Source organism: Thermotoga sp. RQ7, assembly GCF_000832145.1.
In the GTDB taxonomy this organism is placed as follows: domain Bacteria; phylum Thermotogota; class Thermotogae; order Thermotogales; family Thermotogaceae; genus Thermotoga; species Thermotoga neapolitana.
The window spans coordinates 1,442,493-1,463,708 of the sequence record NZ_CP007633.1; the positions used below are offsets into that span (position 1 = coordinate 1,442,493).

24 protein-coding genes and 2 tRNA genes are annotated in these 21,216 nt (G+C 47.9%); 3 read left to right on the forward strand and 23 right to left on the reverse strand.

Going from position 1 to position 21,216, the window contains the following annotated elements:
- Nucleotides 1-4 precede the first annotated feature (4 nt).
- The 12 genes from TRQ7_RS07410 to TRQ7_RS07465 form a co-directional block, all read right to left on the reverse strand.
- Nucleotides 5-517, reverse strand: coding sequence for an adenine phosphoribosyltransferase (locus tag TRQ7_RS07410; protein WP_015919698.1), 513 nt, complete (start codon nucleotides 515-517; stop codon nucleotides 5-7).
- A gap of 1 nt (nucleotide 518) precedes the next feature.
- Complete coding sequence (ispE, locus tag TRQ7_RS07415) at nucleotides 519-1,334, reverse strand: 4-(cytidine 5'-diphospho)-2-C-methyl-D-erythritol kinase (protein WP_041844346.1); 816 nt, start codon at nucleotides 1,332-1,334, stop codon at nucleotides 519-521.
- Complete coding sequence (locus tag TRQ7_RS07420) at nucleotides 1,280-1,879, reverse strand: NUDIX domain-containing protein (RefSeq protein WP_015919700.1); 600 nt, start codon at nucleotides 1,877-1,879, stop codon at nucleotides 1,280-1,282. The genes ispE and TRQ7_RS07420 overlap by 55 nt, the downstream gene beginning before the upstream one ends.
- Nucleotide 1,880: 1 nt before the next feature.
- Nucleotides 1,881-2,270 carry a hypothetical protein gene (locus TRQ7_RS07425; protein ID WP_041844347.1) on the reverse strand — a complete coding sequence of 130 codons (390 nt, stop codon included), beginning with the start codon at nucleotides 2,268-2,270 and terminating at the stop codon, nucleotides 1,881-1,883.
- 15 nt (nucleotides 2,271-2,285) lie between these two features.
- Nucleotides 2,286-2,954 carry a 16S rRNA (uracil(1498)-N(3))-methyltransferase gene (locus TRQ7_RS07430; RefSeq protein ID WP_041844348.1) on the reverse strand — a complete coding sequence of 223 codons (669 nt, stop codon included), beginning with the start codon at nucleotides 2,952-2,954 and terminating at the stop codon, nucleotides 2,286-2,288.
- Nucleotide 2,955: 1 nt separating this feature from the next.
- Nucleotides 2,956-4,233: a serine--tRNA ligase gene (gene serS / locus TRQ7_RS07435; protein ID WP_041844349.1), complete on the reverse strand. Its 1,278-nt coding sequence runs from the start codon at nucleotides 4,231-4,233 to the stop codon at nucleotides 2,956-2,958.
- 26 nt (nucleotides 4,234-4,259) lie between these two features.
- A complete protein-coding gene (locus TRQ7_RS07440; protein WP_041844350.1) occupies nucleotides 4,260-5,030 on the reverse strand; it encodes an ABC transporter permease in 771 nt (256 codons plus the stop codon).
- Entirely contained in the window at nucleotides 5,027-5,815 is a 789-nt protein-coding gene (locus TRQ7_RS07445) for an ABC transporter permease (RefSeq protein ID WP_041844351.1), read from the reverse strand. Before TRQ7_RS07445 ends, TRQ7_RS07440 begins: the two co-directional genes overlap by 4 nt.
- Nucleotides 5,812-6,915 (reverse strand): ABC transporter ATP-binding protein, encoded by a 1,104-nt coding sequence (locus TRQ7_RS07450; protein WP_015919706.1) that lies wholly within the window; start codon nucleotides 6,913-6,915, stop codon nucleotides 5,812-5,814. The genes TRQ7_RS07445 and TRQ7_RS07450 overlap by 4 nt, the downstream gene beginning before the upstream one ends.
- A 14-nt stretch (nucleotides 6,916-6,929) precedes the next feature.
- Nucleotides 6,930-7,937 (reverse strand): extracellular solute-binding protein, encoded by a 1,008-nt coding sequence (locus TRQ7_RS07455; protein ID WP_015919707.1) that lies wholly within the window; start codon nucleotides 7,935-7,937, stop codon nucleotides 6,930-6,932.
- A 54-nt stretch (nucleotides 7,938-7,991) separates the two neighbouring features.
- Nucleotides 7,992-8,068, reverse strand: a tRNA-Cys gene (locus TRQ7_RS07460).
- A gap of 37 nt (nucleotides 8,069-8,105) precedes the next feature.
- Nucleotides 8,106-8,711: a histidine phosphatase family protein gene (locus tag TRQ7_RS07465; RefSeq protein ID WP_041844352.1), complete on the reverse strand. Its 606-nt coding sequence runs from the start codon at nucleotides 8,709-8,711 to the stop codon at nucleotides 8,106-8,108.
- A 47-nt stretch (nucleotides 8,712-8,758) separates the two neighbouring features.
- Between TRQ7_RS07465 and TRQ7_RS07470 the strand changes: the two genes are divergently transcribed.
- The gene (locus TRQ7_RS07470; RefSeq protein WP_041844353.1) at nucleotides 8,759-9,745 is read left to right on the forward strand and encodes a hypothetical protein; all 987 of its coding nucleotides are present in this window, start codon (nucleotides 8,759-8,761) and stop codon (nucleotides 9,743-9,745) included.
- On the opposite strand, the gene sufU is transcribed toward TRQ7_RS07470, so the two are convergent.
- Genes sufU through sufC form a run of 5 tightly spaced genes read right to left on the reverse strand, consistent with a single transcriptional unit; the run spans nucleotide 9,723 to nucleotide 14,600 of the window.
- Nucleotides 9,723-10,139 (reverse strand): Fe-S cluster assembly sulfur transfer protein SufU, encoded by a 417-nt coding sequence (gene sufU, locus TRQ7_RS07475; RefSeq protein ID WP_038067694.1) that lies wholly within the window; start codon nucleotides 10,137-10,139, stop codon nucleotides 9,723-9,725. The two genes, TRQ7_RS07470 and sufU, sit on opposite strands and share 23 nt — an antisense overlap.
- Nucleotides 10,136-11,377, reverse strand: coding sequence for a SufS family cysteine desulfurase (locus tag TRQ7_RS07480; protein WP_041844354.1), 1,242 nt, complete (start codon nucleotides 11,375-11,377; stop codon nucleotides 10,136-10,138). The genes sufU and TRQ7_RS07480 overlap by 4 nt, the downstream gene beginning before the upstream one ends.
- Nucleotides 11,355-12,458 (reverse strand): SufD family Fe-S cluster assembly protein, encoded by a 1,104-nt coding sequence (locus TRQ7_RS07485; protein WP_038067677.1) that lies wholly within the window; start codon nucleotides 12,456-12,458, stop codon nucleotides 11,355-11,357. The genes TRQ7_RS07480 and TRQ7_RS07485 overlap by 23 nt, the downstream gene beginning before the upstream one ends.
- A 10-nt stretch (nucleotides 12,459-12,468) precedes the next feature.
- Nucleotides 12,469-13,863 carry a Fe-S cluster assembly protein SufB gene (gene sufB, locus TRQ7_RS07490; protein ID WP_015919713.1) on the reverse strand — a complete coding sequence of 465 codons (1,395 nt, stop codon included), beginning with the start codon at nucleotides 13,861-13,863 and terminating at the stop codon, nucleotides 12,469-12,471.
- Nucleotides 13,860-14,600, reverse strand: a complete 741-nt coding sequence (gene sufC / locus TRQ7_RS07495) for a Fe-S cluster assembly ATPase SufC (protein WP_041844355.1) — start codon at nucleotides 14,598-14,600, stop codon at nucleotides 13,860-13,862. Before sufC ends, sufB begins: the two co-directional genes overlap by 4 nt.
- A 121-nt stretch (nucleotides 14,601-14,721) precedes the next feature.
- Here sufC and TRQ7_RS07500 point away from each other — a divergent pair.
- Together TRQ7_RS07500 and TRQ7_RS07505 are read left to right on the forward strand one after the other, a co-directional pair.
- Nucleotides 14,722-14,811 (forward strand) — tRNA-Leu (locus TRQ7_RS07500).
- 46 nt (nucleotides 14,812-14,857) lie between these two features.
- Nucleotides 14,858-15,232 (forward strand): cyclophilin-like fold protein, encoded by a 375-nt coding sequence (locus TRQ7_RS07505; protein WP_015919715.1) that lies wholly within the window; start codon nucleotides 14,858-14,860, stop codon nucleotides 15,230-15,232.
- Here TRQ7_RS07505 and fliE read toward each other — a convergent pair.
- From fliE to ileS, 6 genes are read right to left on the reverse strand one after another with little or no spacing between them, the layout of a single operon-like run.
- Nucleotides 15,213-15,497, reverse strand: coding sequence for a flagellar hook-basal body complex protein FliE (gene fliE / locus TRQ7_RS07510; RefSeq protein ID WP_015919716.1), 285 nt, complete (start codon nucleotides 15,495-15,497; stop codon nucleotides 15,213-15,215). The two genes, TRQ7_RS07505 and fliE, sit on opposite strands and share 20 nt — an antisense overlap.
- Nucleotides 15,498-15,503: 6 nt before the next feature.
- Complete coding sequence (gene flgC, locus TRQ7_RS07515) at nucleotides 15,504-15,923, reverse strand: flagellar basal body rod protein FlgC (protein WP_015919717.1); 420 nt, start codon at nucleotides 15,921-15,923, stop codon at nucleotides 15,504-15,506.
- Nucleotides 15,923-16,306, reverse strand: a complete 384-nt coding sequence (flgB, locus tag TRQ7_RS07520; RefSeq protein WP_038067680.1) for a flagellar basal body rod protein FlgB — start codon at nucleotides 16,304-16,306, stop codon at nucleotides 15,923-15,925. The genes flgC and flgB overlap by 1 nt, the downstream gene beginning before the upstream one ends.
- A gap of 16 nt (nucleotides 16,307-16,322) precedes the next feature.
- Nucleotides 16,323-17,372, reverse strand: a complete 1,050-nt coding sequence (gene prfA / locus TRQ7_RS07525; RefSeq protein WP_015919719.1) for a peptide chain release factor 1 — start codon at nucleotides 17,370-17,372, stop codon at nucleotides 16,323-16,325.
- Complete coding sequence (locus tag TRQ7_RS07530; RefSeq protein WP_041844356.1) at nucleotides 17,372-18,445, reverse strand: type IV pilus twitching motility protein PilT; 1,074 nt, start codon at nucleotides 18,443-18,445, stop codon at nucleotides 17,372-17,374. Before TRQ7_RS07530 ends, prfA begins: the two co-directional genes overlap by 1 nt.
- Before the next feature lie 4 nt (nucleotides 18,446-18,449).
- Nucleotides 18,450-21,206: an isoleucine--tRNA ligase gene (gene ileS / locus TRQ7_RS07535; protein ID WP_041844357.1), complete on the reverse strand. Its 2,757-nt coding sequence runs from the start codon at nucleotides 21,204-21,206 to the stop codon at nucleotides 18,450-18,452.
- Nucleotides 21,207-21,216 lie beyond the last annotated feature (10 nt).

Here is a 21,216-nt window from a genome sequence, read left to right on the forward strand (position 1 = left end):
CCCCTCAGTAAACTATCAGTGTTTTGATGTCGTAACCTTCGAGCCTCTTTCTCGGGTTCAGGTAGGAAAGTTCCACAAGAAAGGCAAGGGCAGAAACTTCTCCACCGAGTTTTTTGACCAGCCTTATCAGTGCCTCTGCTGTTCCACCCGTTGCCAGCACATCGTCCACTATGAGGACTTTCTGTCCTCTTTCTATGGCATCTTCGTGGATGTGGAGTTGTTCGGTTCCGTACTCCAGCTGGTACTCCTCGTACACGGTTCTGTAGGGGAGCTTCCCGGGTTTTCTCACGGGAACGAATCCCTTTCCCAGTTTGTAAGCCATGGCGGCTCCGAGGATGAATCCCCTCGCTTCGGGGGCAACAACCAGATCGAAATCCCTGTCGGAGACGAGATCACACATTCTGTCGATGGCCTCTCTGAAAGCCCTGCTGTCTTTGAGGAGTGGTGTGATGTCTCTGAAGATGATCCCTTTTTGTGGAAAATCTGGTATGTCCCTGATGAACTGTTTCAGATCCAATTCAGACACCTCCCGTGAACAGGTATTTCCCTTCGTTCGATGGATAGAGTGCAAAGAAAGCGCTCCCACTTCCGGTCATCATTTTTAGAATGGAACCTTCTCCGAACTTTTTCAAATCCTGCAAAACATCAGGATGTTTCTCAAGGAATATCCTTTCAAATACGTTGTACGAGAGTTTTTTTATCTTCTCATAATCTCTTTCCAGATAGGCCCTGTGGAGTTCTTCTATGTTGCCAGGTCCTTTCCCGTACATGTCCGGTGTGAGGAGGCTGTACATTTCTTTGGTCGAAGAGGAAACGAGCGGAACGAAAAGGTCCACGGAGTAACCCGTTATATCCTGAAGTTTTTCTACGATCTCTCCCTTTCCCTTCACCACGGCCGTTCCTCCGTACAGAAAAAAAGGTACATCACTTCCCACACTTATTGCCATCTCAACGAGTTTTTCAAAGGGTACGTTGAATATCCTTCCGAGGTATTTCAAAACGGTGGCGGCGTTTGAACTGCCCCCTCCAAGACCGGATCCGATCGGTATTCTCTTTTCCAGTTTCACCTTTAGCCCGAACTCCAGTTTCGTCTCTTCTCTGAAAATCTCGTAGGCTTTCCTGATCGTGTTTTTTTCAGGCAAATCAACGTTGCTTTCCAGAAAGAAACCTTCCTTGCAGATTTCCATCGAAATTGTGTCGTACAGAGAGATCGTTTGAAAAAGTCCAATTATGTTGTGGTATCCGTCTGCCCTTTTTTCAAGGACATCGAGATAGAGATTCAGTTTTGCGGGCGAAACAAGTTCAACAGAACGTTTGCTGCTATCTTCGACCATCCCTCCATCACTCCCAGGTATTTCCCCAGTTCATCGAATTCGACGAGGTGCCATTCGAACAGATCTTTTTCTTTCATCGACACGAACCTACCCTTTCCAGCAAAAAGAACACCAAGATGTACCCTGCTCACTTCGGTGGAGGAGGAATTTATCAAACCGAGAAACTCCAGTTCCTTCAGTTCGACCTCTGCCTCTTCATTCATTTCTCGCTCCAATCCCTTCAAAAATGCTTCCTGTGGTGTTTTCCCGTCTTCTTCCCGAACGTGTCCTCCTATTCCAAGGGAATACAGGTTGTGCAATCTCTTCTCCGATTGCTTCGTAGTTCTCTTTGTGAGAAGAACCCTGTTGCCATCCAGTATCACAACGTACGGAATGACCTGCTTTGTTGATTCGTCGTATTCTGCTTCCATCCTCTTTCGAAAAAAGCCGTATCTTTTCAGAAAATCGAGAAACTCTCCCAGACTCGTTTTCAGAAAGCCTTCGAACTTTCCGAATTCTCTATACACATCTTCTGTTTTCACGACAAGGATTTTTTCGTCTTTCATCTCACTCTCTTCCCACCTCGTGGCCCGGTCTTTTGAAGAAATCCGTCTTTTCTTCGTTCGCTTTCAACTGTTTCCATCTGTGTGCGGCTGTTTCACAGAACCTCTGAAGTATGGCAGGAAGGTCGCTCTTTTTGAGAAGATCTTCACCTATTCTTTCCTTCAGCCTCTCACTCAACGTGTACTCTTCTTTCTCTGGATCGAAACTGATGTCTTCTGTGTAGTCCGCTGCGTCGAAGTCATCCAGAACCTTCTCCAGGAATCTGAGGGCAAATTCGATGAAAACATCTCCCACCTCATCGCTTCTTTTCACATCGTGGAGTTTTCTTCTGTAGTCTTCGATCAGTTCCTTTTCCTGTTTCACAAAAGAGAGGATCTTTTCACCTTTTTTCATGAAAAACACCTCCGTTCAGATTTTTTGTTTTCTCAGAGCGATGTATCCTACAGTTAGGATGGCTGCCGTTTCGAACCTCAGGATTTTCCTTCCAAGGTTCACCAGAATCGTTCTTTGCTTCAAAAGTTCTTTTTCTCTCTCGGAAAATCCCCCTTCCGGTCCCACAACGATCGTTATACTCCCGGATACATCCATTTCAAGAAGATTGATAGAACCATCCGGATCAAGGGTGATCGCTTTCTCATCGAAATCGAGATTTTCCACCATTTTCACCTTCGGAAAGAGGTATCTTCTGCATTGCTTTGCTGCCTCTCTGACCACAAGCAACGATTTTTCCAGACTTACACTGTGCTGAGATCTTTCGAACCTGTAAAGCAGTATCTCATCTGCACCGAGTTCCACACACTTTTCTATCAGAAGACGTGTTCTCTCCCACCGGCCAATTGGAACGATCACCTTCAATTTCTCAGAAGGTTCTTCTTCCTTCTTCTCGGTTTTCAGGATCTTGGCGACTGCTTCGCTTTTTTTCAGCCTGGTCAGAACACAGGTGTAGGAAAATCCCTCACCGTCTGTTGCCTCTACTGTTTCTCCTTCTTTCAGTCTCACAACTCTCATGTGGTGTGCTTCTTTTTCATCGAAAACGATCTCATCGTTTCGAAGCGTTCCGTAGAACAGGTGCGGCATCCTACGGTATCACCTCAAAGCCCGTGTAAGGAACTAGTGCCTCTGGAACCTTCACGCTACCATCTGGCTGCTGGTAATTCTCCAGAATCGCGACCAGCGTTCTTCCCACCGCGATACCTGAGCCGTTAAGGGTATGAACGAGTGTGAGTTTGCCGTCTGACCTTCTTCTGTACCTCATGTTACCCCTTCTTGCCTGAAAGTCCGTCACGTTACTGCAGGATGAGATCTCCTTGTATGCGTTGTAGGACGGAAGCCACACTTCTATGTCATACGTTTTGGCGGAAGCGAATCCAAGATCTCCCGTGCAGAGAGAGACGACCCTGTAGGGAAGCCCCAGCCTTTGAAGGATGGTTTCGGCATCTCTTACCAGTTGTTCCAGATCGTCGAAGGATCTCTCCGGTGTGGTTATCCAGACGAGCTCCACCTTGTCGAACTGGTGCTGCCTGATCATTCCACGTACATCTTTTCCGTAACTGCCGGCTTCTCTTCTGTAACATGGAGTGTAGGCAACGTATTTCTTTGGAAGGTCTTTTTCTTCAAGGATCTCTCCACTGTGGAGGGCTACCAGAGGAACTTCTGCTGTTGGTATAAGAAACAGGTCGTCTTTTTCTGTCAGGTAAAGCTCTTCTTCGAACTTTGGAAGCTGCCCTGTGATCGTGATCGTTTCTCTTTTCACAAGATGTGGAACCCACACTTCTGTGTAGCCGTGTTCTCTTGTATGAACGTCGAGCATGAAGTTTATGAGGGCCCTCTCCAGTCTTGCGAGTTTCCCGTACATCACCGTGAACCTGGAGCCGCTGAGTTTGGAGGCCCTGTCGAAGTCCATGAGTCCCCAGGCAGGTCCGAGGTCCCAGTGTGCCAGGGGAGCAAAGTCGAATTTCCTCGGTTCGCCCCACCTTCTCACTTCAACGTTTTGAGACTCATCGGAACCAACGGGAACGGATTCATGTGGAATGTTCGGCACTCTGAGGAGAAGATCTCTTAGCTTTGACTGAAGTTCTTTTTCTTTCTCCTCGAGTGACTTTATTTCATCACCGATTCTTTTTCCTTCCTCGATCAGCGCGTTCGCTTCGGAGGACTTTCCTTCCTTCTTCAACTTGGCCACATTCTTGGAAATGTCGTTCCTTTTTGCCCTCAGTTCGTTGAGTTCTGTGGTCACAGAGCGCCACTCGCTGTCGATCTTCAGTATCTCATCTATGATATCTGTGTCTTCACCACGTTTTTTCAGGGCATCTTTCACAAAATTGGGATCCTGCCTGATGAGTTTTATATCTATCATCCTATCCCTCCTTCATTTCAATTCTATCAGAATATGTACTTCACGAATTTTCTGAGTATGAACCCGAGAAAGATCGTGCCAACGATCATGAAGGTAGAGATGGCGTTCACCGTCGGAGAGATACCGAACCTTATCATGGAATATATCTGTATGGGAAGCGTGGTTGAGCCCGGTCCTGCGACGAAGAAGGTGATAACGAAGTCATCGATGGACAGGGTGAAAGCCAGAAGAAACGCCGCCACTATCCCGGGAACAAGGTTCGGTATGATGACCCTGTAGAAAACCTGAAAGTCCGTACTTCCCAGGTCATACGCTGCCTCTATTATGTTCTTGTCGAAGTCCTGAAGCCTTGAGTACACGATCATCATGGTGTACGGAATGGAGAAGGTGATGTGTGCCAGTATGATGGTGAAAAGTCCAAGTTGCACCTTGAGCATGGAAAAAAGCAGAAGAAGGGATATTCCTATGATCACATCGGGCACCACAAAAGGTAGGTAGGTGAGAAACCAGATGGTGTTCTCGACACGTGTTTTCTTCCAGTAAAGCTCGACCGCCGTCACGGTTCCTATGAACGTTGCTATCACGCTCGAGACGATCGCCACTATCAGTGAATTTTTGAAAGAATTCCACACGGAGTACTCTCTGGTGAAAAGCTCCACGTACCATCTCAGGGTGAAACCCGCCCACGCGGGTGATTTTGCCGCGTTGAACGACATGATGATCACTATGACGAGCGGCAGATAGAAGAACACCATCGTCAGGGCAGTCACCGTCTTGATGAATCGGCCCGGCGTCAACTTTTCCCTCTCCTTTTCATCACGATTATGATGCTCAGAAGTGCTATCAGTGTAAGAAGATTTGACATGGCGGATGCGACCGGCCAGTTCCTGATGGTCATAAGCTGTCTGACTATTTCGTTACCTATCATCCTGGAGGAAACTCCTCCGACAAGATCAGGGATCGCATAAGATCCAAGAGCGGGCACGAAAACGAAAACAAAGGCTGTGAGAAGTCCCATACGAACGTTTGGAAGCAGAACCTTTGTGAACGTGTACATCTTACTGGCACCAAGATCCAGAGAGGCTTCAAGTATGCTGTTTTCTATCTTTTCCATGGCAGCATAAAGCGGCAGTATGGCAAAAGGCAAATAGGTGTAAACTATCACGAGAATGACGGCGAAGGGATTGTAGAGAAACTGCACGGGGCCAAACCCCAGAAGGTTGAGGAACTGGTTTATTATTCCGTTGTTTCCAAGAACGATCTTCCATGCGTAGATCCTTATGAGTGAGTTGGTCCAGAAGGGAACGACTGTGAGCAGAAGAAGGAAGTTCTTCAGCCGGCTCTTCGCTATGTAGAAGGAAACAGGAAGTGCCACGACGAGGGTGATGAGGGTAGCCACTCCCGCTATCCAGATAGACCTCCATATGAGGTTCAAATACTTTGGAAGATACCTGTAAGCGTCCAGCGTGAAGTTCCACTGGACACCACCGTAGATCTGCGGTTCCAGAAAGCTGTAGACGAAGATGATGGAGATCGGCAAAACGAACAGAAGGATCAGCCACAGAAGATATACGTACCTCATTTCAACACCTCTACAATGAAGCTGTCATCAGGATCCCACGCAACGAAGACCTCGTCTTCCCATTTTATGATCGGCTCGTCCAGTATGTACTTTGCGTGTTGTTTGTAAACTTTCAATATGTAACCCTCGTCGAGACGAACAAAGTACTTCGTCTGGTGTCCCATGTAGATCTCTTCTTCCACGACTCCGTGAAAGACGTTGAGAGTGCCGCTGGATTCGAACTTTTTCTTTGATATCCTTATCTTTTCCGGCCTGAGTGTGATGATCAATCTGTCTCCCTTTCTTGCCTCTTTGTCTTTATAACATCTGAATTCTCCCAGTCCAGGGCTTTCCACAACGTAGTATTCGTCCTCCACGTCCAGGACCTCTGCTTTCATGAGGTTCGTCTCTCCTATGAAGGTGGCGACAAAAACGCTGGCAGGACTCTCGTAGACTTCGTATGGTGTTCCAACCTGTACGATTTCACCTTCGTTCATGAGAGCAACCCTGTCTGAAACGCTGATCGCTTCAGTCTGGTCGTGTGTTACGTAGATGAACGTGATACCAACTCTGTCGTGAAGGTTGTCCAGTTCCACAAGAAGTTCCTGTCTCAGTTTTGCATCGAGGGCGCTCAGCGGTTCGTCGAGAAGGAGGACCCTCGGCTCGTTTGCGAGGGCCCTCGCGATCGCTACTCTCTGTTTTTGGCCACCTGAGAGCTGAGAGGGCATCTTTTTTGCGTGCTCTTCCATCCTTATCAGAGAAAGGAGTTCCTCTACTTTCTGTTTTATCTCGCTTTCGGAGAGTTTTTTGATCCTCATGGGAAACGCTATGTTCTCGAACACGGTGAGATGAGGAAACAGTGCATAGTTCTGAAAGATGATGTTCACAGGCCTCCTGTTAGGTGGCAGGTTCAATATGGACTTCCCATCCAAAAGTACGTCCCCACTTTCCACATCTTCGAAACCTGCTATCACTCGAAGAAGCGTGGTTTTCCCACAACCAGAAGGCCCGAGAACGGAGAAGAACTCTCCCTTCTTTATTGTTAGAGAGACGTTTTTCAGCACGTGGAAATCACCGAAAAACTTGTCAACGTTTTTTATCAGGACCTCTCCGCCTATCAACTTCGTTCACTCCATCACATTATGATTTCAAGCCAGATTTTGTTGTAAAGTTCGAGGGCCTCTCCGACGTCCTCTATGAATTCACAGTTTTTGAGATCTTCTAGAGTGTATATCGGCTCTGTTTCCATGTATTTTCGGGCCTCCACGTTCGGTGAGGGAAGGCCCAGATAATCGGCTATCTTTGCGGCGTTCTGTGGCTCAAGAAGGAAGTTGATGAACTCGTATGCAAGATCCACGTTCTTTGCCCCTTTTGGTATCACCATGTTATCTATCCACAGTGTTCCTCCTTCTTTCGGTATGAAGAAATCGAAGTTTTCCTCTTCTCCTTCCGGTATCCTCTGGTACACATCCTCTGCGTATCCGTGAACCACCCAGTATTCACCGGTAACCACCCCATCGGCATACGACGTGGCATCGAACTTGGCGATGTTCTTTTTCCATCTGAGAACGACCTGCTTTGCCTCTTCCAGTTCTTTCGGGTTCTTCGTGTTCACCGAGTAGCCGAGGTATTTCAGGGCAGCACCGAGAACTTCTCTCATATCGTCCAGGAGGGTCATTCTTCCTCTCAGATCTTCCCTTTCGAAGATGGACCAGGATTTTTCGTACTCTTTAACGTACTTTCTGTTCACGATGACAACCGTTGAACCCATCATGTAAGGCACACTGTATTCGTGGTTCGGATCGTACGTGGTCTTTGCGAGTATCTCCTTGTCGAGGTATTTGAAGTTCGGTATTCTGGAAAGATCCAGTTTCTGAAGCATACCCTCTTTTGACATGATCGAGACGTAATCACCGGAGGGAAAGATCAGATCATATCCTTTCCCACCGCCTGCTTTGAACTTTGCGTACATCTCCTCGTTCGATGCGTAGGTGTCGTAAACCACGCGGCAGTTGTACTTCTCTTCGAACGCTCTGATCACGTCTTCAGGGATGTAATCGGCCCAGTTGTAGATGTAGAGCGTGGCTTTTGCAAAGACCATGAAAGACACCAGCATGAACAGGACAAGAAGAAGTCTTTTCATCTTCCATACCTCCTTTCTCCAATATAAAAAGCCAGGCCGTGTAGCCTGGCTTCCTGGAGGCGGCGGTGGGATTCGAACCCACGAATAGGGATTTTGCAGACCCCCGCCTTAGACCGCTTGGCTACGCCGCCGTCCACATAAGATATAATACCATACATGTGTGGGTGTTCAAGTGTCTTCAAGGTGACACGTATCGTTCAGCAGAACGAGTCTTGGCCTGCTCTCCACCTCCACAATGCTCAGGGAGGCGTTGTCCAGTTTGAAGTTTCGGTGAAGTTGAAGGGGAAGTCCGAGAACCCAGCAGATGAAGGATCTCAAAGAAAGAGAATGCGACACGATCACAACATCTTCTGAGCCATTCAATCTTTCCTGGGAAACGATCTTCATCATGACCTTCACCATTCGATCCTGAACGCTCTTCATCGATTCAAGTCCTTTCGTTCCGAAGTTCGGATCTGTCGACCATCTCTTGAACTCCTCTGGATACTCCCTCATCGCCTCTTCCACCGTGAGGCCATTCCAGAGGGATATTTCACACTCGCGAAGGTCTTCTTCAACTATGACTTCTTTTTTGAATCTTTCGGCAATCTCCCTGGCAGTTTCAAGACACCTTTTGAGGGGACTGGAATAGATCGCATCCACTCTTTTCAACCTTTCCGCCAGCTTTTTTGCCTGATCTTTTCCTTTTTCGTTCAGGGGAACGTCCGCGATACCCTGCCACAGTCCTTTTTCGTTCCAGATGGTTTCTCCGTGTCTTATCAGATAGAGCCTCATCTATCTCATCACCTCTTTGTGCTAGACTCTAATGGGAGGTGGTGGTCTTGAGAACGATTCTTTCTGTTCTTCTTGTTGCCGTTTCAGTCCTTGCTTTTTCCTGGAGCGGCCACGAGGGCCTAACGTATTACATCGTGAAAGATATTGTACCAGACGAGATGGTGAAAATCACTCCCTATAACTACCAGGAAAAAAGGATTTACAATCTCTCAAAACTCGTTCTCGAAGATGTCTGTGGCAAAGACACGATGGAAGCGTGGGAGGGAGCCCTGCTTCCACCGAATCCTTCACCCGTTGACGGAAAGGTTCCTGCATGGCAGATACTGACCGTTTACTCCTCTGAGCCGGACTGGGGAATGGACCAGGGACTGGAGCTTTCACCGTATCAGTTTCTCATAGGGAACAGTCAGGGAGTACGCCACATGAAATATCGCATCATGGGACTTGAGTTTTTCGAAGCAGACAAAAGTTTCTATTACTTCCACGATCTTGCAAAGGAGGCGTTCAGAAGGGGTGACAGATACTGGGGATACAGATTCCTCGCAAGGGCACTTCACTACATAGAAGACCTTTCCCAGCCCTACCACAACACACCGGGAGAGACTGGAGAGATCTTTCAGGCGCTCTTTGACAGATCCATCATGAAGATGTTGATGAACGCACACTACGTGTACGACGATTACCTTGCGTACCTCATCTACTCCGGCGATGAGGAGACGATAAGAACAATAGAGGAGGCAGAGCCCATCTTTCTGAAATCGGAATGGCACCTTGTTCAGGAGATCAGAAAACTTGCGCTTTCGTACTTTCCAAAGATCCACAGAGAGATAAAGAAGGTTTTTGGAGACAGACTGAAAGAAAGAAGCGGTGATTTGAAGAGTTTCACCGTCGTTTCGGTGGAAGAATTCAAAGAAGCAGACGAAAGAGGAGACCTTGCCAATCTGAAACGCTACACTCTGGAACTCGTTGGAAAGGTCTCTTCTTACCTTAAGGGATACCTCATCGATTTTCTCAAGACTGTGAGATCTTTTTGAGCGCTTCTTTCAACGTCTTCCATGCAAGAAGAAAACATTTCACCCTCGCGGGGTAGTTCTTTATGTCGGACATGATCGAGATATTCCCCAGCTTTTGCTCGTCGAAGTCTTCACCCCGCGCCATTTTTTCTGCTTCTTCAACGATAGATTCAACGTTTTCCAGTTTTTCATTTACGATCCTTTCTATCATCAAAGAAGCGGAAGCCTGACTGATCGCACATCCGATTCCTTCGAATCTGGCGTCTTTTATCACTCCATCTTCCACCTTCAGATAGAGTGTGATCTCGTCACCACAGGATATGTTCTTTCCTTCTTCCACGACGCTGGCGTCTTTCAGTTTTCCTCTGAACTTCTTTGAGTTCGCATAGTCCAGAATGGCCTCTGAATAGATCATCTTGAAAACCACTCCTTTACCTTCTTCACGCCTTCTACAAAGATTCTAACATCTTCTTCCGTGTTGTAGAGATAGAAGCTCGCTCTACAGGTGGAGTTTGGAAAGTCCAGAAGGGACTGTTCTTTCAAAAGATTCATCAGAGGCTGTGCACAGTGATGGCCGCTTCTTATGGCCACACCGAACTCCTGATCGAGAATGTGAGCCACATCGTGCGGATGAACCCCTTTTATGTTGAAGGAAACGATTCCATGCTGTCTTTCATCTAAAGGACCGTAAAGTTCCACACCGTCCACTCTGGAAAGTTCTTCCAGAGCCAGTTGGGTTAATCTTTCCACCCTCTCATGCACCACTTCGAATCCTATCTCTTCAAGATAGGCCAGAGCCTCCTTCGAGGCGACGATGTCGGCTATGTTCGGTGTTCCCGCCTCGAATTTGTACGGGAGTTCGTTGAAGGTCACATCCTCGAGGGACACCCTATCGATCATCTCTCCACCATAGAGAAAGGGTTCCATCTGCTCAAGGAGTTCCTTCCTTCCATAGAGCACACCCACTCCCGTGGGGCCGAGCATTTTGTGAAGAGAGAAGGCAAGAAAATCCACACCGATTTCTTTCGGCTTTACGCGCTCGTGCGGCAAAAGCTGTGCACCATCGAGTACTATGATCGCATTCGGAAAGATGTTGCGCAGTTCTTCAACCGGTATCCTCTGTCCGGTTACGTTCGAAAAGCCGGTTATGGCAAGAACTTTTGGATTCTTTTCTCTGTGGCTCATGAGGTCGTCCATCTCGAGTGTTCCAAACCTTCCAGACGGTTTTATGTATTCGAGTCTGTAACCGTGGAATCTGGAGAGTCTGAGCCAGGGAACGAAATTTGCATGGTGTTCCAGAAGAGAGGTGAGTACCAGATCGTTCTCTTTCAAAAGACCGCTTCTCAGAAGGGACACGGCAACCAGATTTATTGCCATCGTTGTCCCGGAGGTGAAGATAATCTCCTGTGGTGAAACTCCCAGAAACTCTGCGAACCTTTCCCTGGATTCTTCGAGTTCAACCGTGGCACGGGAGGCAAGGGTATGAACGGCTCTGTGAACGTTCGAGTAACTTGTGTAGTAGAACTCTTTCAGTTTTTCTACAACACGCTTTGGCTTCAGTGTCGTGGCTGCATTGTCCAAGTAGACGAGCCTTCTTCCGTTTATCTTCGTCTTCAACGTGGGGAAATCTTCATACAATCTGGTTGACAACATCTTCCACATCTCCCCTGATGGATTCTTCCAGTTCGTCCAGAAGATCCGAAAAGATTCCTCTCACGATGAGCCTTTTCGCCTCGGCCTCGTCGATCCCTCTGGACATGATGTAGAAGAGCTGGTTTTCATCAAGAGAAGACGAACTTGCAGAGTGAGACGCTGTGACATCGTTCTCATCCACCCACAAACTTGGAATAGCGTCCATGCGGGCTTCGGGAGAGAGTATAAGGGTGTGTTCTACTTCTTCAGCAACGATGTTCTTCGAGCCCCTTTTCACGTCCAGTATTCCACGAAAAACGATCTTTCCGGAGCCGTCCACCACACCGTTTCCTTTCAGCCTTCCTTCTGCTTCCTCACCTTCGAACCTCATGAGGTAGAGAAGGTCCGTCACACCCGTTCCGTTCTGATAGAAATAGGATCTCATGTCCGTCTCGCTCAGTTTACTCTTCTTCACAAGAACGTAGCCAACCTTTCTGTGACCGAACGCCCTGAAATCCCTCATCGAAAGTCTTGCTCCTTCTTCGAGCACGATGAACACGTTGTCGAAGGTGAAACCTCCTGAGAGATCTACGTTGATGAATTTCAATGCGGCGTTTCTTTTCACAAGAATCCTCATCACCGTGTTCCTGAATCTTCTCACTTTTGATATCCTGTGGATCTCTGCTTCTTTTTCCACAACCACCAGGACGTTTTCCACACCATCTTCAGATCTGATCAGGTGTTTCCCATCTCCGTATATCCTAAAATCCGTAAAGAATGTGTCTCCAAGAAGAACGAACTTTCTGTGTGATCCCTCAAAGTCGAGTTTTTCAAGAAGGGATGTGTCAACATCGAAGTCCACGTAATCGAACGAAAGCTCTGGAAGGACCATACCGTCAAGACTGCACCTTTTCCACTTCGGAAATCCCCATTCTTTGTATTCCAGGAATTTTTTTCTTCTCCATTCCTTTAAAGGTCCTTCTGTTCTCTCCAGAGCCTTCTCCAGAACATCGTATCCGTAGTCGTTTTCTGAGAATATCTGTGGGGTTTCCCAGATTACCGCTCTTTCTCCATCGTGCTCCAGCACCAGCGTTTTTTCCATATCGAACACCTCACCCTATACTCTTTTCTATTTCCAGTTCGAGGAGTTTGTTGAGCTCGACGGCATACTCAAAGGGTAGCTCTTTCACAACGGGTTCCACAAATCCCTTCACTATCATCGATTTTGCTTCCTGTTCTGACAATCCTCTGCTCATGAGATAGAATATCTGATCCTCTCCTATCCTCCCAATCCTTGCCTCATGACCCACATCCGCCCTGTCCGTTTCCACCTCTATTATGGGAACTGTGTCGCTCTTCGACCTGTTGTCGAGCATCAGAGCCGCACATTCCACGGATGCCTTGCTATTTTCGGCTTCTTTTGTGATCTTCAGAAGGCCCCTGTAAAAAGCCCATCCACCACCAAGAGATATGCTCTTTGCGCTCACAAGAGAGCTCGTGTACGGAGCAAGATGAACGACCTTCGAACCTGTATCCATGTGCTGTCCGGGGCCTGCGTACGTGATGGACATGCTCTCTGCCCTCGCACCCTTTCCCTTCAGTATCGTCATCGGGTACAGCATGGTTTTGTAACTGCCAAGGGATCCAGATACCCACGTCATCGAACCCTCTTCTTCGACGATCGATCTTTTCGTGTTGAGGTTGTACGTGTTTTTGCTCCAGTTCTGTATGGTGAGGTACTTGACCTTTGCGCCTCGCTTGACGTATATCTCAACCATTCCAGCGTGGAGATTGATGACGTTGTACCTTGGAGCCGAGCATCCTTCTATGAAGGTGACTTCACTGCCCTCTTCCGCAACGATGATGGTGTGTTCGAACTGTCCCATCCCGGGATTGCTCATCAAAAAGTAAGCCTGAAGCGGCATGGGAACTTTCACGTTGGCCGGAACGTACAGGAAGGTTCCACCGCTCCAGATGGCTCCATGGAGTGCAGCAAACTTGTGATCAGTGCTGGGAACAAGTTTCATGAAGTACTCCTTCACAAGATCGGGGTATTCCCTCACTGCACTTTCCATATCCAGGAAAATGACACCGAGTTTTTCCAGTTCTTTCTTTATGTTCTGATAAACGATCTCCGAATCAAGCTGTGCTCCAACCCCGGCAAGGTATTTCCTTTCCGCCTCGGGTATTCCCAGTTTGTCAAAGGCCTCTTTCACCTCTTCTGGTACCTCTTCCCAGGAAGTTCCCTTTTTTGCGTCAGGTCTTATGTAGGATACGATCTTTCCCAGGTCGAGTTCAGAGATGTCCACACCGAACCTTGGGTTGTGCCACTCTTTGAATATCTTCAAGGACTCCAGACGGTGTTTCAGCATCCACTCCGGTTCGCCTTTTGCATGGGATATCTCTTCTATCAACCTTTCATTGAGTCCTGGAGGAGCTTTGTAAGCGGTTCTCACTTTAGGAATGAAGTTGAACCTGGAATCGTCGATGATGATCCTTTCCATCATCTCACTCCTTCCAGGCTGTAACCCTTTTCCTCGATCTCGTCGGCAAGCTCTGCTCCACCACTTTTCACGATACGGCCATCCACATAAACGTGGACTCTGTCGATCCTTTCAAGATAATCCAGAAGTCTTTTGTAGTGGGTAATGATGAGAAGTGTGACTCCCTCTTTGTTGAGATCGGCGATGATCTTTGCTATGAGTTTGAGTGCATCCACATCGAGGCCCGAGTCTATCTCGTCGAGTATGAGAAGCCTGGGTTTCAGAAAAAGGGCCTGGAGGATTTCTGCCCTCTTTTTCTCACCACCGGAAAACCCAACGTTCAGGTATCTCTCGAGGAAATCCCTGCCGAGTCCCAGCTTTTCTGACTGGTTTTCCAGTTCCCTTCTCAGTTCAAGATAGTTTTTTTCCTCTCCGTGAACCTTTCTGTGCGATGTGATGAGAAACTGGGAGAACTTTACCCCTTCTATCTCGTAAGGGTTCTGAAACGTCATCATGATCCCAAGCTTTGCCCTTTCATCTGGAGGAAGATCTTTTATAGAACGTCCTTCAAAGAGAATATCCCCTTTCGTTACAACGTACTTTGGGTTTCCCATCACAACGTTTGCAAGGGTGGATTTTCCACTGCCGTTTGGTCCCATGAGAACGTGCACTTCACCTTTTTCTATTCTGAGGTTCACTCCTTTCAGTATTTCCTTTTCCTCGTCTCTCAACTTTGCATGCAGATCTTTGATTTCGAGCATCCTGTTCCCTCCTCTTATGTTTTCCTAATTTATTATACCATGTCTTGGGAGGATAACCCTTTCGTTCGAAATTTTTAAGGTTGAAATAATAAGGGAGGTCTGGTGGTATAATAAAAAGTGGGCCGGGGTGGCGGAAGTGGCAGACGCAGCGGACTTAAAATCCGCTGGGGTTTACAACCCCGTGTCGGTTCGAGTCCGATCCCCGGCACCAGACACCAGGGCACCGAAAAGGTGCCTCTTTTTTCTGGAGGGATGTTATGAAGGTGGAGCTGGTTTTCGAAAGTGCAAGGTGTCTCATCGAACTGGATGAATCCTGTGAAGTGGTTGAGAGACTGAAAGAAAAAATCCCCTTCGAAAGCACGGTGAACACGTGGGGAGAGGAGATCTACTTTTCGACTCCTGTGAACGTTCAGAAGATGGAAAATCCCAGGGAAGTGGTGGAGATAGGAGATGTTGGTTACTGGCCACCTGGAAGGGCGCTGTGTCTGTTCTTCGGGAAAACCCCGATCAGCGATGACAGAATAAGACCAGCGAGCACCGTGAACGTGATAGGAAGAATAATCGAAGGACTGGAAGATCTGAAAAGGGTGAAAGACGGCGAAAAGGTCACCGTCAGATCTGCATCCTCATGATCTCTCTGTATGCTTCAACGATCCTGTTTCTCACTTCGACAGTGAGCCTGAGGGCGATCGAAGCCTTTTCGGCCTCTATTATGACTTCGTGGATGTTGCTGATTTTTCCCTGAGCGAAATCATCCGTCATCTTCTCTGCCCTTTTCTGGATGTCGTTTACCTTCTCCAGTGCTTCTTTCAGAGCCTTTGAGAAGTCACCGCCGCTCTTCTTCTGGACCTTCCCTGTGTCTTCTATGGGACCGAGTCCTTCTATCCTATCCACCATGTCCTACTACCCCCTTCCAATCTGAAGGGCACTGTTCACCATGTTCTTGGTTACGTTGAACGCCGCTACGTTGGCATCGTAGGCCCTCTGGGCGTTTATGAGGTCAACCATTTCCCTGACTATGTTCACGTTCGGCATCCTCACGTATCCGTTTTCGTCCGCATCAGGATGTGTGGGATCGTAAACGAGTCTGAAGGGTGAAGGATCCTCCACTATCTTTACCACTTTCACACCCGCACTCTCTATTCTACCATCCTTTGCTCTTCTCAGGTACTCGGCAAAAACGGGAACCTTCCTCCTGTAAGGCTCTCCCATCTCCGTCCTGGTGGTTTCTGCGTTCGCTATGTTCGTGGAAACGATCTCAACTCTGAGTCTTTGTGCAGACATACCAGTTGCGCTGATGTTCATTATATCGAATTCGCTCATTATCTCACACTCCTCAAGACAGCGTTGTATCTGTCTATGTTCATCGACATGAGCCTGGTGAGAACCTGATACCTGAGTCCGTTTTTCACAAGTTGAACCATTTCGTAGTCGATATCCACGTTGTTACCATCGTTTCTCATGGTCGTATCGTTCTGTGTCAGAACACGTGGCTCCACCACCCTTTGAGAACCTCCCAGGTGCTTTTCGCTGGTCCTTGCGAGTTCAAGTCTCATCTTCGATTCCTTGAGAAACTCTTCGAACGCCACGTACTTTCTCTTGTAACCGGGAGTACTCACATTCGCTATGTTGAGTGAATGAATCTTCTGTCTCAGCAGAGAAACATCCATCGCTTGCTTCAGTGTGTAGAAGTTGGAGTTAAACATCTTCACACCTCCACTGTTAATGTTCTGCACTGGGGACGCTCGTTCCTAAAATTTCTTCGATGTTGTTTTCTATATCGTGTTCTATCAGTTTTGCTATGATCTCGTCTAGATCTCCATCAAGAATTTCCTGGAGTCTGTAAGAGGTGTAGTTTATCCTGTGATCGGTGACCCTGTTCTGTGGGAAGTTGTAGGTTCTGATTTTCTCGCTTCTCTCTCCCGTTCCTATCTGTGACTTCCTCTTCTGGGAGAGTTCCTTCTCCAGCTGTTCTCTCTGAAGCTGATAGAGACGTGCACGGAGGATCCTCAAAGCGGTCTGTTTGTTCTGATACTGCGATCTTTCGTTCTGACAGGAAACGACGATTCCCGTTGGAATGTGGGTGATCCTCACGGCGGACTCTGTTTTGTTCACGTACTGACCGCCGTGTCCCGAGGCTCTGAAGGTTTCTATCTTAAGGTCCTCCGGTCTTATCTCGATGTCTCTCTCTTCTATCTCGGGAAGGACCACGACGGTTGCTGTTGAGGTGTGTATCCTTCCTCCAGATTCTGTGATCGGCACCCTCTGAACTCTGTGAACGCCGCTTTCGTATTTCAGAATGCTGTAGGCGTTTTTTCCTTTTACAAAGAAGACCGCCTCCTTCACTCCTCCCAGATCCGTTTCGTGCATCTCAGCGATCTCCACGTCCCAACCTTTTCTTTCTGCGTACCTCGTGTACATCCTGAAAAGATCGCGTGCAAACAGAGCGGCCTCTTCTCCACCCGTTCCCGGTCTGATTTCCACGATCGCTTTGTCTCCTGTTTCAGGAGACAGCAGAAGAAAGAGTTCCTGAAAGAGACTATCGAGTTCCTTTTCGTACCTGTCGATTTCCTGCTCGTCTTCCTCCTCTTCTTTCAAAAGTTCTATGAACTCCTGCGTTTCCCTTATCCTGTTCACGACACTCTCTATCTCTTCAAGTTTTGCGTACTCTATTCCGTAATTTTTCATCTCCTCCGGACTCAGATCGGGTCTGGACAGCTGTTTTTCCAGCTCCTTCTTTTTCTCTTTCAGGACTGAAGAGATCTTTTCCACTAGACCTTCACTCCTAATCTTCTGGCCACCTCCTCCTGGTTTCTGGCGAACTGAATGGCATCTTCTCTCGAGATGTCTCCCCTGAGAGCAGCCTTCACCAGGGCATCGTCGAACAGGATCATACCGTGTCTGGCCCCTGCCTGAATGACGGATTCCAGCTGATGGATCTTGTTTTCTCTTATCAGGTTTCTGACAGCCGGTGTTCCCACCATGATCTCCACGATGGGTGTGAAACCTATACCGTTTGCCTTTGGAACGAGCCTCTGATAAATGACAGCGATCAGGGTGTTTGCGAGCTGAAGGGCGATCTGTCTTTGCTGGTGTGCCGGAAAGACATCTATGATCCTTTCTGGAGCAGAGGCTGCAGAGTTCGTATGAACCGTTGCAAGGACAAGATGTCCCGTCTCCGCTGCGGTGAGGGCAAGCGCCATGGTCTCAAGATCTCTCATCTCTCCGACGAGGATCACATCGGGATCTTGTCTCAGGGCATATTTCAGTCCGTTGTAAAACGAGTCGGTGTCGGAACCGAGTTCTCTTTGATGTATTACAGACTTTTTGTTGGTGAAAACGTACTCTATGGGGTCCTCTATCGTTATTATGTGGTACGGAAAGTTCTCGTTTATATGGTCTATCATGGCAGCAAGGGTTGTGGATTTTCCACTTCCCGTTGGTCCAGCAACCAGTATAAGGCCGTATTTTCTTTCAACGAACGTCTTCAAAATCTCGGGAAGCCCGAGTTCCTGAAACGTTCTGATCTTTTTTGGAATCAACCTGAAGGCAACAGCAGGGTTTTTCCTTTCGTAGTAAAGGTTTCCCCTTACCCTGATCGCATCTCCTACGGTGAAAGAGAAGTCCACTTCTTTTTCTTTCGGAGGAAAGGGGTGACCTATTTCCAGAAAGAGTTCTTTCAGGCTGTTCATCACGTCTTCTCTGGAAAACTTACCGTATTTCTCCTGAGGAACAAGTTTCCCATCGATCCGATAGTAAGGAGGGCAACCGGCCGAGATGTGAACATCGGTCGCCCTCAAACCGTAGGCTTCCGTGATGATCTTCAAAAATGATTTGTCCGTCATGATTTCACTTCCTTTCCCCCTTCAAAACGGCAAGACACCTGGGACAGACGGCAGGAAATTCTTCAGATCTGGAGATCTCGGTTGTGTATTTCCAGCATCTCTGGCATTTTTCTCCTTCTGCGTGTTTTGCGGTAACCTCGACGAGTTCCCCCTTCAGTTCACCCGAACCGTCCGAAAGACTCACTTTTGATACGATGAAGAGTTCTTCGAGAACGTCCCTGTACTCTTCGAGAAGGGCCTTCACAGAGTCGTTTCTGGGAACCAGGATCACTTCAGCGTCCAGGGAGTGTCCTATCACATCCTGCTGTCTTTTTTCTTCGAGCGCCTTTAGAACGTCTTCTCTTATTGAAAGGAGTTTTTCGAAATCCTCCATGATCTTTTTGTCGATCAGATCCTCTCTGTACTCCGGCCAGTACTCGGCTTGAACGGTTTTGTATTTTCTGTCCTTTTCGTGAAGGTGCGAATACACTTCCTCCATTGTGAAGGTCATGATGGGGGCGAGGATCTTCATGAGTGCGATGAGTATTTCGTGCATCACCGTCTGGGCCGACCTTCTGTAGAGAGAATCTTTTGCCTCGACGTAGAGCCTGTCCTTCACAACGTCAAGGTAAAGGGAACTGAGTTCTGTTGTGCAGTACTTCACCACGAGGTTGTAGACTTTGGAAAATTCATAGCTGTCGTAGTACTCTGTGGCGCGCTTTATGATTTCCTGAAGTCTTCCAAGTGCCCATTTGTCGATGGTGAGAAGCTTTTCGTAAGGTACCCTGTCCAGTTCCGGATCGAAGTCCTCAAGGTTTCCAAGAAGGAATCTGAACGTGTTCCTTATCTTCTTGTAAACCTCTGTTTGTTGTTCCACTATCCTCATAGAGATCTTTATATCGTTGAAGTAGTCGCTGCTTGCAAGCCAGAGTCTCAGGATCTCTGCACCGTACTTTTCGACCACTTCCATGGGATCCACGACGTTTCCAAGGGATTTGCTCATCTTCCTGCCGAGTTCATCCTTTATGAACCCGTGTGTCAGCACTTCTTTGTAAGGAGCGGATCCCCTCTTTGCAACGGCAAGGAAGATGGAAGAATGGAACCATCCCCTGTGCTGATCGCTTCCTTCAAGGTACATGTCAAGCGGGAAGGGATGATCTTCCCTCGTGGTTATGTACTCGAAAGAAGACCCGGAATCGATCCACACATCGAGTGTGTCGAGCATCTTCTCGAAGGAGCGCGCACCGCATTTTGGACATCTGAAATCATCAGGAATCAGTTCTTCCACGTCTTTTTCAAACCACGCGTTCGTTCCTTCTTTCTCCACGATCTTCATGAAGTGTTCGATCACCTTCGGATCGAGAGTGACTTCTCCGCACTCTTTACACTTGACGGCTGGTATGGGAGTTCCCCAGACACGCTGTCTTGAGATACACCAGTCTGGCCTTTCTTCCACCATGGATCTGATTCTGTTTCGACCCCACTCCGGTATCCATTTGACCCTGTCTATCTCCTCAAGTACCCTCTGCCTCAGGTTGTTGTGATCCACCGAGATGAACCATTGCTCGGTTGCCCTGAAGATCACCGGTCCCTTACAGCGCCAGCAGTGTGGATAGGAGTGTGTTATGGTGGATGCGTGAACGAGTATGCCTTTTTCTTTCAGGTCCTCTATGATCACCCTGTTGGCATCCTCTATGAACATTCCCCTGTACTTTCCTGCTTCATCGGTGAATCGTCCTTCCTCGTCAACCGGAGAGACGATGGGAAGACCGTATTTCACGTGACCGTAAACGTAGTCTTCTTCACCGTGCCCCGGAGCGATGTGGACACAACCCGTTCCCGTTTCCAGAGAAACGTAATCTGCCAGTATCACGCGGGAGGTCTTATCTTCAAAAATAGGATGCTGGAACTCCTTCCCTTCCAGATCTTTACCCCTTATCTTTTCCACCACTTCGGAGCAGTCAACGCCCGTTTCTCTGGAAAAAGTCTCAAGAAGATCTGTGGCGATCACCCATCTTTCATCTCCAACCTTCACGACAGAATACTCGAAATCGGGATGAAGTGCTATACCAACGTTTGCAGGAAGGGTCCACGGGGTGGTGGTCCATATCACGATGTAGAGGTTTGGATCATCCTTCGATCTGAACTTCACGTATATGGAAGGAGATCTGTGATCGTGGTACTCGATTTCCGCTTCTGCAAGAGCGGTTCTACATCTTGGACACCAGTAGATGGGTTTCAAAGATCTGTAAACGTTTCCCTGTTCGACGAGTGTTTTGAATACATCGAGGATCTTCACCTCGTAGTCCGGTTTGAGAGTGATGTAAGGATTGTTCCAGTCTCCACGCACACCCAGCCTTTTGAACTCTTCCTTCTGTATTTCAACGAATTTCAAGGCAAACTCTTCACACTTCTTTCTTATCTCAGCAGGTGACATCTCTTTTATCCTGTCACCGAGTTCCTGAGAAACCCTGTGCTCTATGGGAAGACCGTGGGTGTCCCATCCCGGAACGTACGGTGCTCTGTACCCTCTCATAGTCTTGTACTTGACCACGATGTCCTTCAGTATCTTGTTCAGTGCCGTTCCGATGTGTATGTGTCCGTTGGCGTACGGTGGACCATCGTGGAGAACAAAGAGGGGCTTTCCCTTCCTCTGCTCGAGGACGTAGTTGTAGAGATCCATCTCTTCCCATTCTTTCAGGAAGGCTTTTTCTTTGTTGACCAGGTTCGCCCTCATTGGAAACGAAGTTTTCGGCAGATTCAGCGTATTTTTGTAATCCAACGCTTCACAC

What these genes read in the sequence shown, in the direction of transcription:
- ispE (WP_041844346.1), bottom strand. Translation starts at nt 1,334, where the DNA reads ATGGTCGAAGATAGCAGCAAACGTTCTGTTGAACTTGTTTCGCCCGCA.
- TRQ7_RS07420 (WP_015919700.1), bottom strand. Translation starts at nt 1,879, where the DNA reads ATGAAAGACGAAAAAATCCTTGTCGTGAAAACAGAAGATGTGTATAGA.
- TRQ7_RS07425 (WP_041844347.1), bottom strand. Translation starts at nt 2,270, where the DNA reads ATGAAAAAAGGTGAAAAGATCCTCTCTTTTGTGAAACAGGAAAAGGAA.
- TRQ7_RS07430 (WP_041844348.1), bottom strand. Translation starts at nt 2,954, where the DNA reads ATGCCGCACCTGTTCTACGGAACGCTTCGAAACGATGAGATCGTTTTC.
- serS (WP_041844349.1), bottom strand. Translation starts at nt 4,233, where the DNA reads ATGATAGATATAAAACTCATCAGGCAGGATCCCAATTTTGTGAAAGAT.
- TRQ7_RS07445 (WP_041844351.1), bottom strand. Translation starts at nt 5,815, where the DNA reads ATGAGGTACGTATATCTTCTGTGGCTGATCCTTCTGTTCGTTTTGCCG.
- TRQ7_RS07455 (WP_015919707.1), bottom strand. Translation starts at nt 7,937, where the DNA reads ATGAAAAGACTTCTTCTTGTCCTGTTCATGCTGGTGTCTTTCATGGTC.
- TRQ7_RS07465 (WP_041844352.1), bottom strand. Translation starts at nt 8,711, where the DNA reads ATGAGGCTCTATCTGATAAGACACGGAGAAACCATCTGGAACGAAAAA.
- sufU (WP_038067694.1), bottom strand. Translation starts at nt 10,139, where the DNA reads ATGATCTATTCAGAGGCCATTCTGGACTATGCGAACTCAAAGAAGTTC.
- TRQ7_RS07480 (WP_041844354.1), bottom strand. Translation starts at nt 11,377, where the DNA reads ATGTTGTCAACCAGATTGTATGAAGATTTCCCCACGTTGAAGACGAAG.
- TRQ7_RS07485 (WP_038067677.1), bottom strand. Translation starts at nt 12,458, where the DNA reads ATGGAAAAAACGCTGGTGCTGGAGCACGATGGAGAAAGAGCGGTAATC.
- sufB (WP_015919713.1), bottom strand. Translation starts at nt 13,863, where the DNA reads ATGATGGAAAGGATCATCATCGACGATTCCAGGTTCAACTTCATTCCT.
- sufC (WP_041844355.1), bottom strand. Translation starts at nt 14,600, where the DNA reads ATGCTCGAAATCAAAGATCTGCATGCAAAGTTGAGAGACGAGGAAAAG.
- TRQ7_RS07505 (WP_015919715.1), top strand. Translation starts at nt 14,858, where the DNA reads ATGAAGGTGGAGCTGGTTTTCGAAAGTGCAAGGTGTCTCATCGAACTG.
- fliE (WP_015919716.1), bottom strand. Translation starts at nt 15,497, where the DNA reads ATGGTGGATAGGATAGAAGGACTCGGTCCCATAGAAGACACAGGGAAG.
- flgC (WP_015919717.1), bottom strand. Translation starts at nt 15,923, where the DNA reads ATGAGCGAATTCGATATAATGAACATCAGCGCAACTGGTATGTCTGCA.
- flgB (WP_038067680.1), bottom strand. Translation starts at nt 16,306, where the DNA reads ATGTTTAACTCCAACTTCTACACACTGAAGCAAGCGATGGATGTTTCT.
- TRQ7_RS07530 (WP_041844356.1), bottom strand. Translation starts at nt 18,445, where the DNA reads ATGACGGACAAATCATTTTTGAAGATCATCACGGAAGCCTACGGTTTG.